Origin of the sequence: Streptomyces sp. NPDC056503 (genome assembly GCF_042794995.1) — a bacterium.
In the GTDB taxonomy this organism is placed as follows: Bacteria; Actinomycetota; Actinomycetes; order Streptomycetales; family Streptomycetaceae; genus Streptomyces.
In genome coordinates, this window is the sequence record NZ_JBHTST010000024.1 from 18,591 (window position 1) to 34,502 (window position 15,912).

Below are 15,912 nucleotides of genomic sequence, written 5' to 3' on the forward strand. Positions count from 1 at the left end.
CCGAAACCTCGGCGGTCGTGGTTCAGAACCCGGGCGAGGCCGTGTGGTGGCTCCGCTCGGACCCGGGTGGGTTCCCGTTCGCGCCGTCGGCGGGCGGCGCGAACGGGACACGGCTCAGTTGATCGGGCCGAAGATCTCGGTGCGGTCGAAGTCGGCGTCCATGCCGTCCAGCACCGCTCCCAGCTGCTTCTCCTCGTACTTGAAGTGCGTCTCCATGACCGCCTCGATCCCGTCCAGGTGGTGGTGTGCCACCTCCGGGTCGGTCGAGCCGGCCACCGCCTTCTGCAATCCGCCGATGAGGTACTCGATCATGTTGTGGTCCTGGGTCAGCTTCGCGATCACCGGCGCCAGGTCGGGTCGGGCCCGTACCAGTTCCGGGAACAGCGAACCGTCCTCGGCGCGATGGTGACCGGACAGGGCAGCGCAGAACCCGTGGCAGAACAACAGCAGGTCGGTGGCGGCGCCGGCGGGGTCGCCGCCGTCCAGTCCCGCCCGCGCCAACGCCAGCGCATTGCGCAGCTTGCCGTGCACCCGCTGTAGTTCCCTGCCCCAGGCGGTGACGCGGTCAGTCGGCAAGAACGCCCTCCCGTCGCAGCCAGGCCGCGCACGCGGTCGTCCAGGACGCGGTGTGCGGCTCGCGCGCAATACACCTATGCGGCTCGCCGCCGTATTCCACGCCGTCGGCGAGGCCGATTCCGTGGCTGCCGCCCGGGTAGACGTGCAACTCCACCGGTACCGCGGCTGCCGCCAGCGCCCGGGTCCACTCCAGGGCGTTGGGCAGGCCCGGCGGGTCCTGAGCGGTGGCCCATACGAAAGTCGGGCACACCGACGCGTCCACATGCCGGGCCGGGGACAGCTCGTCCTTGATGGGCAGCAGGTCACCGAGCAGGTTCTCGACCACCGGCGGCGGCAGCAGGTCGAGGTCGGCCAGCGCGTAGGCCAGGATCGCGAAGTCCGGTCGGGGCGGGTCGGTGACGCCTTCCTCGATGGACAGGACCTGGCCGGTCATGAGCAGGCCGGCGAGTTGGCCGCCCGCGCTTGATCCGATGACACCGACCCGGCCGACGTCGAGGCCGTGGTCGCCGTTGCGGATGTGGTCCAACCCGGCCCGGGCGTCTTCGAGCGGGGCCGGGAACCGGTCCGGCAGCAGCCGGTAGGACAGGACGAAAGCGTGGATTCCGAGACCGGACAGCCAGCGCGCGTAGCCTTCGCCCTCGTGCGGTGGAAGTTCCCGAAAGCCGCCACCGGGCAGGACGAGGACAGCGGGTCGGGGGCCGGAGAACCGGTCCTCAGCGGGGTAGAGCGTGATCTTCTGTGAAATTGAGGTGGGAATGGCCGAAGCCACCTTTCGATACGACGCCTCCATGCCTGACGATCATCCGCCACCGGCACGCGACGCTGCCTGGAACTATAACCGCGAAGGCCGGACGGGCGGTTGCGTTGCGCTGCTGCCCGGCGCGACGACCGGGGGACGCTCTGGCCGACGGGGCGGATGCGGGCCCGGCGAGTCCGGGCGAGGGGGCCGGTGTGGGTGGGCAGCTGCTCGCAGCGGATCTCGACGAGCTCGCCCTCGGCGCCGGAGTCCATGAGCGCACCGCGATGGTCATCTGGCCGGCCGCCGACGTCGGCCCCGACGTCCCGACGTCCCCGGAGTGAACCGTTCCGGCTCGGTGGGGATGATCATGCCCAGACTTGCCTCCGCCCCAAGGCCGCCCGCCCGGCCGGTGCACCGAGACCCTGCCACCCCGGACTACGTCCCGGACCAAGAGGTCCGCCGCCCCGCAGCCCCGCCGCACAGGTCAAAGACCGAGTGAGGCCGCTGAGGGCGGTCAGGGCTGGGGCCCTCTGGAGGGCCGGCCGGGGAGCACCGACACCCTCGCGGGGATCAGAAGGACGCAGTGGCAGAAGGGGTGCTCCCGTTCTGCGCTTGCTGCGCCCGGTCCGCCATCATCCGTCCGAGCGCGGTGAGCGACGGCTCCAGGTCGCCTACCGCGGTGGTGTAGCGGACGAAGACGACGACCGTTCCGACAAGAGCCCCTGCTTCGGCCTCCTCGATGGATTCGTCGTCCTCGTTGAGCATGATCTTGCCGGGGGTGAACCGGTAGGCGGTACTGGTGTCGCCCATGGGCGGGAACGACATGAGGGTCTTCTCTGATGACTCCGTCAAATCCCTACGAATCTGCTCGAACTCCCGGGCGGCGTGCGGGGCGCTGTCGTAGGTCGCAACGTAGAGCACGGCCGTCTTCTGCGGTCCCTCGCGCCCCATGGTCGTCTTGGCGGTGAACAGAAGCCCCTCGCATTCGGACTGACAGCCCCGTTCCCCTGTGGTCACCACCGGATCGCCCTGGCTCCTGAACTCGGCCGGCAGGCCGTCGCTGTCGGGAAGGACGCTCTTGACGGTGGCCAACTCGGAGAGGGGAGCCACCTTGCGCTCACCTCCGTCGTCGCCCAGCAGCCGCACCACACTGCGGAGGCCCAGGGCGACCAGCAGGGCCAGCACCACGCCGATGACAGCGAGGGTGACCACCACTCCCGTGGTCTTCTTCAGGTGCAGCGGCCCCACGTTGATGGTGGCGTGGTTGGCATTGCCACCGACGTGGACACGCTGGGTGATCGTCGGCGGGTGCGTCGCAACCGGTGGAGGCCCGGGCAGCAGCGCGGCCCGCACCTGCTCGGCGAGACCGGGATCCCCCTCCAGCTCCACGGTCAGGCGCGCCCGTACCGCCTCCGCCGCCCGCTCCGATCCGGGTTCCGCGTCCCACAGGCCGAGCGCCCCGCGCCCCTCATCGGAGCGACCGAGGCGACTGCGCACGAGCTCTGCGAGGCGGGTGAGGGCAGCGGTGCCGGCACCGGATGCCGCGCCCGAGGCGAGGGCGGCGACGATGGCACTCGCCACATCCGTAGGTGGCATGAACACGCAATCTCGGAACTGGAGCCGTTTCCGAAGGAGACGGAGTCAAGCGAGAGAGCGACGTCCGCACAGCCCCCCACCGAATTCCACGACGCTTTTCGCTTCTTCTGGTGTGCGCGGAACGCCTTCCACCAACTCTGGACCTTGCGCTCCTCGGGCCAGGCGACTGATGGCCACCGGGGGCGGGAGACGTGCCGGGCCGGCGGAGGAAGCGGGGCGACCGCAGGCGGTATCCGCAGACGGATGGCTCCTTTGATCGGAAACACGTTCACCGGACACTTCACCCTGTCGCCGGCCTGGCTGCCACGCTCCCAAGCAAGGCCGGAAAAGGCTCGACGAGTTCTTTGGACCGTTCGGCCGCTCACACTCTGCGCTTTTTGATCACGGTCGTGTCAGGAGACCGGCGTGTACGGGTCGCGTGAGCGGATCTCTGAAACGTCCCGGATGGTCAGTCCTGGCGGGAGAGAGGAGTCCGAAGCTCCACCCGGAGCCGAATCGAGGTGTCGACAGGCAGCCCCGTACCGGAGTGGCGGAGGTCCTTTGAGTAGTCCGCGATGAGGTCGAGGTCCCGCTGCTGACGCTGAAGCTCGGCGACGAGTGCCGCGTCGGGTTCGGGCAGGTCCCCGTCCTGCTCGGCGAGATGCTCCAGGTGCTGGTCGATCGCATCCACGGCCCGTCGGCTGGCCCAGACCGCGAAGTCGTCGCAGCCGAACAGATACGCATGCGCGGCATACAGCGTTGCTGCCGCAGCGTGCTCGTCCGCGTCGTCGGGACCGTCCTGGCCGTCGTTGTGGCAGTAGTCGCTGAGCATGTACTCGGCGACACCACGTTTCACCGCCGTGAAGGCGGCGGTGTCACCAAGTACGCCTTCCCACACGGAGTTCAGCAGGGGTCGCAGGCTCAACGTGAACGGCACCTGCTCCTCGGCCGGCAATGCTTCATGCCGGCCCATGAGCCGTTCCGCGACGCCGGCAGCGAACACCCTGCGTTCACCGGATGACACGACCGCCAGACGCTTCTCGACCGACGCCGAAACTTCTTGCCACGTGTCCATCCGAGCCATCCCCGAGTCGAGATTCCGGCGTGTTCACGCCCGCTTGGGAGATCATCACATCCACGGCCGACACCGCTTAAGACCGTGTCCTATGTGCCGTCCGTCTCCCAGCGGGCGAACCGCTCGTAGACGGTCCGCCCCGGCCCGTACCGCTCGGGCAAGTCGCGCCAAGGAGCCCCGGGCCGCAGCCGCCACAGCACGCCCTTGACCATCTGCCGATGATCACTCCATGGACGGCCACGCCCGTCCGCCTGCGGCAACAGGGGCTCCATCCGCTCCCCCACCACGTCCGCCACCTCACCTCGCCCTGCCACAAGACCAATGATCAGACCGGCTATAGAGTCCTGCCCGTGGCACACCATCAGGACGAGACCAGAGCGGCCTACGACGGAGTCGTCGAGCTGTACGCATCCCTGTTCGCAAACCGGCTGGAGACACAGCCGTTCGCCCGGGCCATGATCGGCACCTTCGCCGAACTCGTCCGCGCCACGGGCAACCCGCGGGCTGCGGACGTCGGGTGCGGGCCCGGACATCTGACGGCCATGCTGCACGAACTGGGCCTGGACGCCTTCGGACTCGACCTTTCCCCCGGCATGGTCGACCACGCCCGGCGGGCCCATCCGGCGCTGTGCTTCCAGGAGGCGCGGATGGAGTCCCTGCCGATCGAGGACGGCGCGCTCGGCGGCGTACTGGCCCACTACTCGATGATCCACACTCCTCCGGGGGAACTGCCGGGGCTGCTCGCCGAGCAGGTACGCGTCCTGGCGCCGGGTGGCCTGCTCCTGGTCTCCTTCTTCGGGACCGACGGACCGGAGCCGGTCCGGTTCGACCACAAGGTGGCACCTGCCTACAGCTGGCCGGCGGACCACCTCGCCGAACTGCTGGCCGATGCCGGGCTCGTTCCCTTCGCCCGGCTGCTCCACGATCCGGCCTCCGAACGGGGCTTCCTCGACGCCCATCTCTTGGCCCGCCGCTCGTAGGTCCTGCCCGACGATTACCCGCCAGGTGGTCGGCGCGCCTCCGGATTGCCGGCTCGGCCAGCGCTCGCCGATCCGACGGGAACTGTCAGACAGGCCCTACTGAGCCGACGATCCGGAGGTCTGGGCCGCAGCCGACCGGAGCATCTCGTCCCTGGCCGAACGCGCGACCTCCGCCGCCCGGTAACGAGTGACGAAGGATCAGGAGGTCGGGATACGAGGACTCTTGGGCTCCCCGCTCCCGAACAGACGTGCCACCAAAGGAATCGATGTGTGTCGTACTCGATACATGCTCCACTGGAGGCATGACCGCAATCCGGCTGACGAAGCCGACCCTCGCGGTGCTCGACATCCTGATCGCCTCGACTGACGACAACCCCCCGTGGGGGCTGAGCATCTGTCACGAGGCCGACCTTGGCCCGGGCACTGTCTACCCGATCCTCGACCGACTCAAGACCCTCGGCTGGGTCACCACCCGCGTCGAGGAAGAGCCCCACCCGGGCCGCCCCCCGCGCATGTACTACACCCTCACCGGCGCGGGCCGCGCCGAAGCCGGCGCGTCCATCGCGGCCCGCAGTGCCCGCCGACGTGGCGCCCTCCGGTTCACTGGAGGGATGGCGTGACGTTCTGGAATCGGGTCCTGGTAAAGCTTCGTCCGTTCATCGTCGGCGGGAGGAAGGAGGAACGGTTCTCGATCCCCGCGGTCACGGCGCTCCTGGCCACGATAGTCACGGCATTCGTCGCCCTCCTGCACAGGGAGCTCCTGGCAGGCCTCGCCCTCACGGTGAGCGGGATGATTCTCACCCTTGCCATGGGTGCGTCGATCTCCACGGGTCCCGTTCCGACGGAGGAGCATCAGCTTCTGATGCGCCGAGTCGCGGCCCTGTCGGCGATGAGGCGTGTCCTGGCGGCCCAGATCGCGGCACTGGCCGACGCGGCCCCCGGCACCAGCCGGTCCGCAGTGCTGAACCGCGCGGACCTCGGTTCGGAAGTACGAGCCGAGCTGCAAGAGCTGTACGAGCGGGATGCCGAGGTCCACCAGCAGCTGCGTGCCGCGTTGGACGCCCTGACGGCCTACAGGATCACCCACTCCACGTCCACGCCACCGCCCCCCACGCTCAGGGCCCGCACGCGGAAGTGGGGGAGGGTTCTGGCCCCGCTCAAGCTGAGCTCCGGTCTCACTTCGCTGGCTGTCTCCCTCGCGGGTCGGCGCCGTGAAGAGTCGCGACTCCAGTGGCGTGACCAGCTCGAAGGGGCACCCGAGGACGGCATCGTCGTCTCGCCGGCTCTGCGCGTGCGCTACTCGATCGGCTTCGTCATCGCGGCGCTCCACTACCGCCTCAGCGACGTGGCGGCGCCCGGATGGCGGGTGATCGACTGGCTCCTGGCCAGACACTCCCGCACGAACTCCCTCGTCGCGTCGGCTGTCGGGGCCCAGGCGATCTACATCACCTGGGCACACGACCTCGACACCCTGCTCACCGAAGGTTCCGCCTGGCTGCTCGCCACTGGCGGGGGCATCGTGGGTGTGGCCGTGTGGCTGCGGAAGAACCGTGGCATCGAGCCCACGGACGCTCGAGAGCCCGCCAAGTAGCCGACAGGCGCTTCTCGCACCTCACCGTGTGGGAAGCGCCTCCGTCTTCCGAGAGGACGGTACGTGAGCTGATGTCCGTTTCGGTGTCGCCTGTTCGTGTGGCTGTTCGTCTGGCTGTCGGAGCTCGTGGCAGGCCAACGGGTCTGTCCGTGTTGCAGTGGCAGGGCGAGCGAACGCAGGCTCCAGAACAGCGACTTGCCCGCTGAGCACGGGGAACTGATCGAGCCGCTCCTGCCGAGGGGGAGCGACGGGCTCGTCGTCCGGGGCGGAAGCGGCATCCGGACCGGCTGGTGTTCCAGGGCATCCTGTTCGTGCTGCACACCGGGATCGCCCGGGAACACCTCCCGCGGGAACTGGGCTTCGGATCGGACACGACCTGCCGGCACCGGCTGACGAAGTGAACCGAAGCCGGCGACGTCTGGCTGCGACTGCGCGAGACTCTCCTTGCGCGTCTCCGCGAAGCAGACGCTCCGGACTTCTCCCCCGCCGTCTCACACCCGGGATCTCAACACGTCGACCTCGCAACCTGGCGCGAACGGGTCGAAGCCGTGCTCGATCAGCCAGCGAACTGCCAGCAGGCTCCGCAGCGACCACCACGCGTGGATCACGTCGAGGTCGACGTCGGCGCCATAGCCCGCGAGGACGTCGCCGAGGTGCTCCTCGTGTCCGAGCGTGAAGGTGGCGAGGTCGTACAGAGCATCGCCCTGGCCCGCCTCGGACCAGTCGATGATGCCCGTCACCTCGTCGCCGTCGACGAAGACGTGCGCGATCTGCAGGTCGCCGTGCGTGAACGCAGGAGTCCACGGCCGGAGCGCGGCCTCGGCGACTCGGCGGTTACGGGTGACCAGGTCAGCGGGCAGGAGGCCGTTCGCCACGAGCAACGCGCACTCGTCGTCGAGTTCCGCCGCCAGAGCGGTGATGCTCCGGCCGGCCCGGCCCGGCCGGGGCGGCAGCGGCGCGTCGTGCAGCTTCCGGATGGCGGCGCCCGCCGCGGCCCACGCCGCCGACGAACCGGTCGACGGCCCGCCGAGGCGCCCAAGCGTCGTCCCCCGGAGCGCGGCGAGCGCGAGCACGGGCGGCTTGCGCCACAGGACCTCCGGGGTCGGGACCGGTGCGAGGGACATCGCCTCGACCTCGGCGTCGATGCGCGCCTGGTCGGCGTCCACCTTCAGGAACACGTCGCCGACGCGCAGGGTCGCGCGCTCGGAATGGGCGGCGACGACTTCGACCTCATCCATGGGCGACCAGTATCCCGAAGGTGATCGCCGACGTCACCCGACTTGTCGCATGCGCTGACACAGTCGACCGCGCCCCGCTACCCGCTACCCGCTACCCGGCAGCCTCGTGCACGACACTGACCCTCCCAGGACCTGCTGTTGATGCCGACGAGTTCGATCCTGCCGTCCTTCTCGCGCAGCAGCGGGCCGGCGGGGCGATGTCCGGCAGGCGTCCGTCGGGTTCGTCGGCGGCAAGGTGCGCGGGCCGGGGGCCGCGGTGATGGCTTGGCGGGGGCAGCCGTCGCGGGCTGGTGTGGTCATTCCTCCGGGGGAACGCAGAGTACGGGGACGGTGGACATGTGCAGGAGTTTGTGGGGGGTCGAGCCGAGGAGGGCGCCGCGTATCGGGCTCTCGCCCCAACTGCCGACCACGATGACGCGTGCGGTGTGGCGGTGGGCCGCTTCGATCAGAGCCTGGGCGGGCTTCTCGTCGATCACCTCCACGACGGTCGGTACGCCTGCCCGGTCGGCCTCGGCGACCGCGTGCTCCAGGCCGGCGCGGCCGGCCTGGCGGATGGCCTCCTGGTGGGACCGGTACTCCTCGCCCGTCGGGCCGGGTACCGCGGCTCCGTAGACCAGGACGAGTCGCTCGCCGAAGGCGGCGGCCACCTCCACCGCGATGCGCAGCGCCCGGGCGGCTCCGGGGGATTCGTCGTAGCCCAGGACGACCGACATCTCAGGACTCCTTGCCGCGGCCGCGGCCGTGGACGAGGTCGGGGTCGACCACGCTCGGGCGCTCGCGCCAGAACGTGGGGGACCGCAGGCGCCATACGAGCATGATGAGCACGCCGGCGAGGGCGATGCCCATGCCGATGACGAGCGGTGGGCCGAGCCCGAACCACGACGTGCCGCTGTAGGAATTCTCCGGGTCGGCCATGTCGGAGACCGACCGCACCAGGAGCCAGGCCAGCAGTCCGGCACCGATCAGGGGTCCGAGCCCGATCAGCAGGAAGTTGTGGGCGCTCTCGAGGAGGTGGCGACGGTAGTAGACCGCGCAGGCCAGGCCGGTGAGCGCGTAGTAGAAGGAGATCAGCAGGGACAGTGCGGTGAGTGAGTCGAGGAGGGCGTTCTCGCTGATCTGGCTGACGGCGATGTACCAGGTGATGGCGATGCCGGCGACCCACCACGTGCTGATGTCGGGGGTGCGGAAGCGCGGGCTGATGTGGCTGTAGTGCGCGGGGAGTGCCCGGCGGCGTGCCATGGACAGCGCGGTGCGCGAGGCCGGGATGATGGTGGTCTGGGTGGAGGCGAGGGCGGAGGTGGAGACGGCGAGCAGCAGGATCCAGTCCCAGCCGCCCAGGACGTCCCCGGCGAGCTGGGCGAAGAGGAACTCCTCCTCGCCGGCGTTCTCCGACAGGAACGCCGGGCCGGCGTAGGCCACGACCGCGAATCCGACGGACACGTAGGTCACGAGGAGGACGACGGTGGACCAGAGCCCCGCCTTGCCGGGTGCGCTCGCGGAGTCCTTGACCTCTTCGGTGAGGTTGACGGCCGATTCCCAGCCCCAGTAGATGAAGACGCCGAGGAGCAGTCCACCGGTGAGTGCTGTACTGCCTGCGCCGAACGGGTTGAGCCAGCTGAGTTCGGGTTCGGCCGCCGGGTATTTGCTCGTGCCGTCGTAGACGGCGTAGAGCGCGACGGCCACGAAGATCAGCAGGCAGGCGACCTGCGCCAGGATGAGGACGTTCTGGACCTTGGCCGACAGTTCGGTGCCGATGACGCACACGGCCGTCATCACCACGATGAGCAGCACGGTGAGCAGTTGGCGTACGAAGGTGTTGTCCACCCAGCTGTCGAGGCCGAAGGCGAGCAGGGCGAAGCTCACCGCCACGTCGGCGAGCGAGCCGACGACCAGGACTCCGGTCATCGCGATGGCCCATCCGCCCAGCCAGCCGGCCCAGGGGCCCATGGCACGGGTGACCCAGGAGAAGGTCGTGCCGCAGTCCTGGTCGACCTTGTTGAGGTAGTAGAACGCCGAGGCGATCAGCAGCATCGGTACGAAGGACGCGACCATCACGCCCGGCGCGTAGATGCCGACCAGGGCGACGATCGGGCCGATGACGGCGGCGAGCGAGTAGGCGGGTGAGGTGGAGTTGAGCCCGATGACGAGCGCATCGACGAAACCGATCGCGTCGGACTTGAGGCCCACGGGGCGCCCAGGGGGCGCGGCGTCCTCGGCAGCCATGTTCCCTCGCTCTCTACGAGCCAGACAGAACAGCGAGACCTCTGCCTTCATCGTAGGGAGGCTCGACCTGGCGTGCATGTGCAGACGGTCGCCGGGGTCGGTGTTCGAGTATCCGCCGTGGCGCCTGGTGGGTCCGTCCCCACAGGCCCGGGGAACAGCACGACCGGCGGAACGGGGACGTCGGGCAGGCCGGCCTGCCTGTCGCCGTCCAGGGGCGCGCCCTCCGGCCCTGGCACGGTCTGCTCACCCGGAACACCACCGGCGGCCTGGGGCGAAACGACGGTACCCGCCGCGCCGGAGCGCCGTTCACGCCGCGGCACCCGTAGCTGGGCCATGACCTCGGGAGACGCGGGCGCGTCACCGGCCTGCCCGGGCGTGAGGACGAACGCCGGCGGTCGGCGGCGGCTGTCCGCGGCGAGGTGGATCTTCGTGGTCAGACCGCCGCGGGAGCGTCCGAGGGCATGGTCGTCCGGCTCGCCGGCCGGGGCCCTTCTGACGGGCCCGGCGGCGTGCTGATGGGCCCGGACGACACCGGCATCAGCCGGGGGCGTCTCAGCCGAGGAAGTCCTTCCAGAACGGCACGGACGCCTGCGGAGCCCAGGGCGCGTCCTCGTCGACCTCGCCGAACTCGCGGTCGATGTAGTCGGCCAGGTCGTGGCCGTAGGAGATGATGTCGGTTCCCCACACCGACAAGACCGGGTGTCCCGGAGTGTCGAGACCTGCGGGTACGAAGCGGTGCGCGTAGACGGGAACCAGTCGCGGCGCTCGCGCGAGTACCGCTTGGGCCACCTCCACGGCCTCTTCATCGGAGGTGGGACGTGCTCCCAGGGCCGGATGCCAGCTGCCATGAGCGACGTCGCCCAGCACTTCTCGTACGGGCCACTCCAGCCGATAGCGCAGGTCGTCTTCGTCAGCGTGACGCCAGTCGGGCCAGGGCTGCTGCCACGTCGCGCCTTCCTCGGGAGGCGAGGCGACCGGCAGCCCAGCCGCCAGGAAAGCACGATGCTCCAGGGAGAACTCGAACCCGTAGGTCGCCTCGATCAGGCTGAACTCCTCCTCCGTGAGCCCTGGAGCTATCTCACAGCAGTCCGCCTCCGCCAACCGCCGCGCGGCCTCCGCACCCGACCAGACGCCATCCGTGTCGATCACTCCGGCACCGTACACACACACTGCCCGCACGGCATCACAACTTTTCGAGCCCTGGCGTGGGCCTCCAGGCCCTTGCGGGACAGCCCTTACCCAGCCCCCGAGGATCTCGGCCCCGGGTCGCTCAGCGCTCCCGTGGCACGCGATCCCGTCGAATGGAGCCGGACCTTCTCTGCACTACCGGCTTGGCCCGTGCGACAGATGAATGCGGAGGATCAGAAGTGCGTGGCGATCCCGAACGCTTCGCGGAGCCGGGCCATATCGTGGCGGTCCCGGTCGGCGGGCTCGTAACCCTGATGGAAGTAGACCTGCTGGTCGGCGGACAGGCAGGGAACGGTGCGGTGGTGGATCGTGCCGGTGACGAAGCACGCTGCCGGGTAGACGAACGGGCGTCCTGGTTCCAACGAGGCCTGGGTGGCACTTCCCTCGGGTGCGAAGACCAGGGGGTGCAGGTCGATCTCGCGTCCCGTCGTATCCGCGACGACGAAACGCGCGGGGCGCCAGTCGAGCGATTCGGAGAAGCCGACTCGGGCAAGGGCCGCAACGACAGCCGGCTCCTGTTCATGGCGGTGCATGAGGTCCAGATCCCGGTGATGGCGGGTCTGCCTCCCCAGCAGGGCATCGATGCCCCAGCCCCCACCGATCCAGACGTCCGTGCCGGCCTTTCGGAGCGCGTCCAAGATCTCCAGCACATCATCGCCAGTCACGGTCGGCATTCCCTTCGCTCTCCCGAAGCGGAAATCCTACGGAGCCGTCTCCGTCCCGTGCATGGTCTTTTCGGCGGTGCCCCCCGAGCCCTTCTCGGTAACGTCTCGTGACGGTTCGTGATCTTCGGTCAGGTGGTGCGGCCGTGCTCCAGCCGGAGCAGGACGTGGCAGTCGTAGCCTCGATCGGCAAACAGACGTCGGCCTCGGTCCGGTCCCGCCGGCGCCGCCAACACGTCACCCCGCTGCATCCGATCGTCTCGGTCGGCGCGGCGGCCCAGGTCACGCCCGTACGCAGGACGTAGATGGCCCGCGCGGAGCCGCACGGTCGTCCGCCGGCAGCCGACCCGGATACCGCCGACGCCCTCGCTCCCTGAAGCCCACGACCTTCTGCCGACCGCGACCGCCGAGGAGGGTCTGCGCTGATGCGTCACCGTCACCGTCGCCGTTCCAGGGCATCGGCATCGGCATCGGCATCGGCATCGGCATCGACCGCAAGTCCCCCGTCTTCTGGACCCTCCACGAACGCCGTCGTTCCTTCCGCTTCGGGGGAAGGCTCGGCTCGGTCACCAGCCAAGAGCGCCATGTCGTTGGCGGACAGCGGATGTTCAGGCGCGCGAGCTCAAGGGTGGTGGTCCGAGTACCCGCTGGATCGTCTCGCGTACCGAGTCGTCTCCCTCGATCGTCAGATGATCGCCGAGGGCCTGCCGTAGCGGTGTGCTCAGCCGTCTCCCCTGCGGGGTGGGCGTTGTCATGAGGAGGGCCGCGAGGGAGCGGACGTCGGGGGTCGGGTCTGCGAGCGCTGTGGGCAGGAGGGCGCGGCCTTGGTCTCCCTGGGCGGCGAGGGCACGAAGAATCGTTTCCCTCACAGCTGGGAGCGGTTCCGTCGCCAGCGCCTGCATCAGGATTTCGGGGAGCGATGCGCTCGGAGTCGGGTACGTGATGAAGGTGTACGCGGCTGCGCGACGTCGTGTCGCGCGAGCGTCGTTCACGAGCGTGGACACCAGCTCCGCCTCGTCGCCGGCCATCTGGTCCGCGAACCAGTTCAGATCACAATGTCCGGCCAGCACGAAGTCCAGCCATCGCTCGTACCAGGAGAGGAAGTCCGAGTCGGCATGGAAGCGAGGGGGGAAGAAGCCCTCGAAGTTGACCTCGACCAGACGCCCGCGGCCTGGTCCTGTCACGACGAGCAGGGTGAGGTCGCTGCAGCCCCGCTCGACGACCGTGAGGGTGCCGGGGAAGACATGCGCGAGGGAGCCCCGCCTGTCCGGCCGTACGGCGATCTCCAGGTCGGGAACGATCGGAAACGGTTCGGAAGGCTTCCCGCCCTTGGCCTCCGCGGCCCCTGACACCCACCGCTCCATCGGCAACAGGCCGTAGGCAGGACCGTATCCACCATGGCCGACACGGGTGAGGAAATCGCGGAACTCTCGGGGCAGTCGTATGCCATGGGCATCCTCGAACGCCGAGACCTGCGGTTCGGTGAGCACGGGGCCGAGAGAGGCCTTCTCCGTTGCCGGTAGAGCGGCGAGCTTGGCGTGGATCCGGGCGATCCTGTCGTCCACCGGTTCTTCTTTTCACGTCAGGGGGTGTTCGAGCCGCGAGCATAGCCCAGGGCCGGACGCACCGGCCGCTGTCACCCCTGGCCGAACCGCGTCAGGCGTGCGCGAAGTCCCACGTCCCCTCTGGGACGGCCTCCCCTGTCTTACGAACTCGCGCGGCCATCTACCCGGTGACCTTGACGTCACGCGGTCGGGGCCGCACCGGGACCTGCGGAAGATCCGCCAGGGCTTCAGGCGCGCGACACCGCGTTCGACGGGCGCTCGTGCTGCGGCCGGCGCCCGGTCGAGGGTCTTCTCGGTGGGAGTGGGTTCCTGGAGTGGCGTGCGTTCGATGCCGGTCGTCAGCCACGGTCCTGCGTCTTGGCAGGCGGGATCGGCCGGGACGGAAACGCCCTGGCGCTCGCGGATCCGGATGATCCGGTGGGTGCGGGCGGCGGTCAGCCTCGTCTGTCGAGCCAGCGCCTCCAAGCCGTGACGCTGCCGGAAGCCACGCGACCCGGTCTGTTCGGCCGCGTACCGACCGTCATCGCATCGGCTCGACACCGAATCGACATCGGATGCACAGCCCGCCCTTCTAGCGTCGGCATCACCCGGCCCGCACACCGGGAACGTGTCTCTACCCAGGGGGAGCCAGCAGTGCAGGTCCACACCCGTTCCAGTACCGAGCACCATCTCTCGCAGGCCGACGCCCGGACCATGGGGGACCTGGCCGTACGAGCCGCCGCTCGTCGGGCCGAGAACACGTCGGGGCTCGGCATGAGCGATCTTCTCCTCGACATCCCGGCCTCTTTACGTACGCGGTTCAACGAGTTCGCCGCGGGAACCTCCCGTGAAGGCTTCCTGCTCGTCCGGGGACTGCCTCTCGGGGACCTTCCGGCGACGCCGACCGCGCACCGGCCCGGTGAGCTCACCGACCACGGCACCGCCGGCCTCCTCGCCCTCGTCGCCGACCTCCTCGGCACGCTCGTCGGCTACGAGGACGAGAAGAACGGGACTCTCATCCACGAGGTCCACCCCGTGCCCGGGGAGGAGGAGCGCATCGAGAACAGTGGTTCGGTCTCCTTCGACTTCCACACCGAGAACGTCCACCATCCGCTCCGGCCCGATTTCCTCGGTCTGCTCTGCCTTCGCCAGGACCACGAGGGCGTTGCGGCGACCCGAGTCGCCTCCGTGCGGGAGGCCGCGGGCCTGCTGACCGAAGCGCAGCGCGCGGTCCTGCGGCGTCCGGTGTTCCGCAGCGCCTACCCCACGTCCTTCGCCCGGAACATCGACGGGCCGCGGCCGTTCTCCGGACTGCATCCCGTCCTCTTCGGCCGCGAGCCCGACCTGTTCATGCGGTTCAACTCGCACACCACCACCAGCGAGGATCCCGCCGCGACGGCTGCTCTGCGCGCTCTTGCCGAGGCCCTGGAAGAGGCGTGCCACGAGGTGGTGCTGGCGCCCGGGGACCTGGTCGTCGTCGACAACCACATCTCGGCGCATGGCCGAAGTGGCTTCACTCCCCGTTTCGACGGCACCGACCGGTGGCTGCGGCGCTGCTACTCCCTGAGGTCCGTGCCCCGCTGGGCCGAGCGCATGATGCCGCGGCCGCGGGTGATCCCGGCGCTCACCGACATCACCGGGGTGCTGTAGTCCATGTGCGGCGCCCTGTGTACGACCTGTCCGGCAGGTGGGCCGGGTGTGGTGAAAGGACCGGAATGGACCTTGAGATAGTCGTGGTTCTGCTGGTGGCCGCGACCGCCGCGGGCTGGGTGGATGCCGTGGTCGGCGGTGGCGGGCTCATCCTGATCCCCGCCCTGCTGACGGCGTTCCCCGGTCTGCCGCCCGCCACCGCCCTCGGGACGAACAAGCTCACGGCCATCACTGGCACCACCGTGGCCGCGGTCACCTATGCGCGGCGCACCAGACTGGATCGGTCGCTCGCCCTGCCCGCGGCCGGGCTCGCGGTGCCTGCCGCGGGGTTCGGGGCACTTTCCGCCTCCAGTCTTCCCGCCGACTGGTTCCGGCCGATCATCATGTCGCTGCTGATCGGGGTGGCGGTCTTCGTCACGCTCCGGCCAAGTTTCGGATCGGGCATCCAGGATGCCGAAGGTGTCACCCGTCGTCGGCAGCTGCTGGCCATCGCGGTCGCCGGCTGCGGCATCGGCTTCTACGACGGCGTATTCGGTCCCGGCACCGGCACTTTCCTCATCATGACCTTCTCGGGACTGTTGTCCATGGAGTTCCTCCAGAGCTCCGCTCTTGCCAAGGTCGTCAACGTCGGCACGAACCTCGGAGCCCTGACGGTGTTCGCGCTCCAGGGTGACGTCCTTTGGGCCCTCGGGCTCGGAATGGCCGTGTGCAACATCGCCGGCGCCGCTGTCGGCGCCCGAACCGCTCTGAAGCGGGGCTCGGGCTTCGTCCGGTGGGTCCTCCTCGTGGTCGTCACCGCGCTGGTCGTCAAGCTCGCGTTCGACCAGTTCGGGTGAGTGGGGGCCGGTGAACAGAACCCCGTACTTTCAGG

The 15,912-nt window shown here is 69.4% G+C and carries 16 protein-coding genes and 5 pseudogenes; 7 read left to right on the forward strand and 14 right to left on the reverse strand.

Features of this window, described 5'->3' with window-relative positions; all coding sequences use genetic code 11:
* Window positions 1-114: 114 nt before the first annotated feature.
* On the reverse strand, window positions 115-576 hold the full coding sequence (locus ACFQ8C_RS10170) for a hemerythrin domain-containing protein (RefSeq protein ID WP_383454341.1): 462 nt from the start codon (window positions 574-576) through the stop codon (window positions 115-117).
* On the reverse strand, window positions 566-1,366 hold the full coding sequence (locus ACFQ8C_RS10175; protein ID WP_383454344.1) for an alpha/beta hydrolase: 801 nt from the start codon (window positions 1,364-1,366) through the stop codon (window positions 566-568). The genes ACFQ8C_RS10170 and ACFQ8C_RS10175 overlap by 11 nt, the downstream gene beginning before the upstream one ends.
* A 161-nt stretch (window positions 1,367-1,527) precedes the next feature.
* Between ACFQ8C_RS10175 and ACFQ8C_RS10180 the strand changes: the two genes are divergently transcribed.
* Complete coding sequence (locus ACFQ8C_RS10180) at window positions 1,528-1,656, forward strand: hypothetical protein (RefSeq protein WP_383454347.1); 129 nt, start codon at window positions 1,528-1,530, stop codon at window positions 1,654-1,656.
* Window positions 1,657-1,885: 229 nt separating this feature from the next.
* Here ACFQ8C_RS10180 and ACFQ8C_RS10185 read toward each other — a convergent pair whose 3' ends face one another.
* The 3 genes and pseudogenes from ACFQ8C_RS10185 to ACFQ8C_RS10195 all read right to left on the reverse strand — a co-directional run.
* Window positions 1,886-2,896 (reverse strand): hypothetical protein, encoded by a 1,011-nt coding sequence (locus ACFQ8C_RS10185; RefSeq protein WP_383454350.1) that lies wholly within the window; start codon window positions 2,894-2,896, stop codon window positions 1,886-1,888.
* 463 nt (window positions 2,897-3,359) lie between these two features.
* Entirely contained in the window at window positions 3,360-3,965 is a 606-nt protein-coding gene (locus ACFQ8C_RS10190) for a hypothetical protein (protein WP_383454352.1), read from the reverse strand.
* Window positions 3,966-4,057: 92 nt separating this feature from the next.
* Window positions 4,058-4,279: pseudogene (locus ACFQ8C_RS10195) on the reverse strand (transposase); the annotation flags it as partial.
* 36 nt (window positions 4,280-4,315) lie between these two features.
* On the opposite strand from ACFQ8C_RS10195, the gene ACFQ8C_RS10200 reads away from it, so the two are divergent.
* From ACFQ8C_RS10200 to ACFQ8C_RS10215, 4 genes and pseudogenes are all read left to right on the forward strand, one after another.
* Complete coding sequence (locus ACFQ8C_RS10200) at window positions 4,316-4,945, forward strand: class I SAM-dependent methyltransferase (protein ID WP_383454355.1); 630 nt, start codon at window positions 4,316-4,318, stop codon at window positions 4,943-4,945.
* Between the two features lie 302 nt (window positions 4,946-5,247).
* Window positions 5,248-5,565: a PadR family transcriptional regulator gene (locus ACFQ8C_RS10205; protein ID WP_383454358.1), complete on the forward strand. Its 318-nt coding sequence runs from the start codon at window positions 5,248-5,250 to the stop codon at window positions 5,563-5,565.
* On the forward strand, window positions 5,562-6,536 hold the full coding sequence (locus ACFQ8C_RS10210; protein WP_383454361.1) for a hypothetical protein: 975 nt from the start codon (window positions 5,562-5,564) through the stop codon (window positions 6,534-6,536). The genes ACFQ8C_RS10205 and ACFQ8C_RS10210 overlap by 4 nt, the downstream gene beginning before the upstream one ends.
* A gap of 257 nt (window positions 6,537-6,793) precedes the next feature.
* Window positions 6,794-6,937 (forward strand): annotated as a pseudogene (locus ACFQ8C_RS10215) (transposase); the annotation flags it as partial.
* A gap of 90 nt (window positions 6,938-7,027) precedes the next feature.
* On the opposite strand, the gene ACFQ8C_RS10220 reads toward ACFQ8C_RS10215, so the two are convergent.
* The 9 genes and pseudogenes from ACFQ8C_RS10220 to ACFQ8C_RS10260 all read right to left on the reverse strand — a co-directional run.
* A complete protein-coding gene (locus ACFQ8C_RS10220; RefSeq protein ID WP_383454364.1) occupies window positions 7,028-7,774 on the reverse strand; it encodes a phosphotransferase family protein in 747 nt (248 codons plus the stop codon).
* Window positions 7,775-8,070: 296 nt separating this feature from the next.
* A complete protein-coding gene (locus ACFQ8C_RS10225) occupies window positions 8,071-8,487 on the reverse strand; it encodes a universal stress protein (RefSeq protein ID WP_383454366.1) in 417 nt (138 codons plus the stop codon).
* 1 nt (window position 8,488) lies between these two features.
* Window positions 8,489-9,997: an APC family permease gene (locus ACFQ8C_RS10230; RefSeq protein WP_383454369.1), complete on the reverse strand. Its 1,509-nt coding sequence runs from the start codon at window positions 9,995-9,997 to the stop codon at window positions 8,489-8,491.
* A gap of 350 nt (window positions 9,998-10,347) precedes the next feature.
* Window positions 10,348-10,536, reverse strand: a pseudogene (locus tag ACFQ8C_RS10235) (IS5/IS1182 family transposase); the annotation flags it as partial.
* 13 nt (window positions 10,537-10,549) lie between these two features.
* Entirely contained in the window at window positions 10,550-11,146 is a 597-nt protein-coding gene (locus tag ACFQ8C_RS10240; RefSeq protein ID WP_383454371.1) for a hypothetical protein, read from the reverse strand.
* A 212-nt stretch (window positions 11,147-11,358) separates the two neighbouring features.
* Window positions 11,359-11,850, reverse strand: coding sequence for a nucleotidyltransferase domain-containing protein (locus ACFQ8C_RS10245; protein ID WP_383454374.1), 492 nt, complete (start codon window positions 11,848-11,850; stop codon window positions 11,359-11,361).
* Between the two features lie 193 nt (window positions 11,851-12,043).
* Window positions 12,044-12,210 (reverse strand): annotated as a pseudogene (locus tag ACFQ8C_RS10250) (IS5/IS1182 family transposase); the annotation flags it as partial.
* Window positions 12,211-12,455: 245 nt separating this feature from the next.
* Complete coding sequence (locus tag ACFQ8C_RS10255) at window positions 12,456-13,412, reverse strand: hypothetical protein (protein WP_383454376.1); 957 nt, start codon at window positions 13,410-13,412, stop codon at window positions 12,456-12,458.
* A 174-nt stretch (window positions 13,413-13,586) separates the two neighbouring features.
* Window positions 13,587-13,850 (reverse strand): annotated as a pseudogene (locus ACFQ8C_RS10260) (IS5/IS1182 family transposase); the annotation flags it as partial.
* Between the two features lie 195 nt (window positions 13,851-14,045).
* On the opposite strand from ACFQ8C_RS10260, the gene ACFQ8C_RS10265 reads away from it, so the two are divergent.
* Entirely contained in the window at window positions 14,046-15,041 is a 996-nt protein-coding gene (locus ACFQ8C_RS10265) for a TauD/TfdA family dioxygenase (protein ID WP_383454379.1), read from the forward strand.
* A gap of 65 nt (window positions 15,042-15,106) precedes the next feature.
* A complete protein-coding gene (locus tag ACFQ8C_RS10270; RefSeq protein ID WP_383454382.1) occupies window positions 15,107-15,877 on the forward strand; it encodes a TSUP family transporter in 771 nt (256 codons plus the stop codon).
* Window positions 15,878-15,912: the final 35 nt, after the last annotated feature.

Bases quoted from the DNA above. Each gene is read 5' to 3' on its own strand.
- ACFQ8C_RS10175 (WP_383454344.1), bottom strand. From the start codon at position 1,366: ATGGAGGCGTCGTATCGAAAGGTGGCTTCGGCCATTCCCACCTCAATT.
- ACFQ8C_RS10190 (WP_383454352.1), bottom strand. From the start codon at position 3,965: ATGGACACGTGGCAAGAAGTTTCGGCGTCGGTCGAGAAGCGTCTGGCG.
- ACFQ8C_RS10205 (WP_383454358.1), top strand. From the start codon at position 5,248: ATGACCGCAATCCGGCTGACGAAGCCGACCCTCGCGGTGCTCGACATC.
- ACFQ8C_RS10220 (WP_383454364.1), bottom strand. From the start codon at position 7,774: ATGGATGAGGTCGAAGTCGTCGCCGCCCATTCCGAGCGCGCGACCCTG.
- ACFQ8C_RS10225 (WP_383454366.1), bottom strand. From the start codon at position 8,487: ATGTCGGTCGTCCTGGGCTACGACGAATCCCCCGGAGCCGCCCGGGCG.
- ACFQ8C_RS10230 (WP_383454369.1), bottom strand. From the start codon at position 9,997: ATGGCTGCCGAGGACGCCGCGCCCCCTGGGCGCCCCGTGGGCCTCAAG.
- ACFQ8C_RS10270 (WP_383454382.1), top strand. From the start codon at position 15,107: ATGGACCTTGAGATAGTCGTGGTTCTGCTGGTGGCCGCGACCGCCGCG.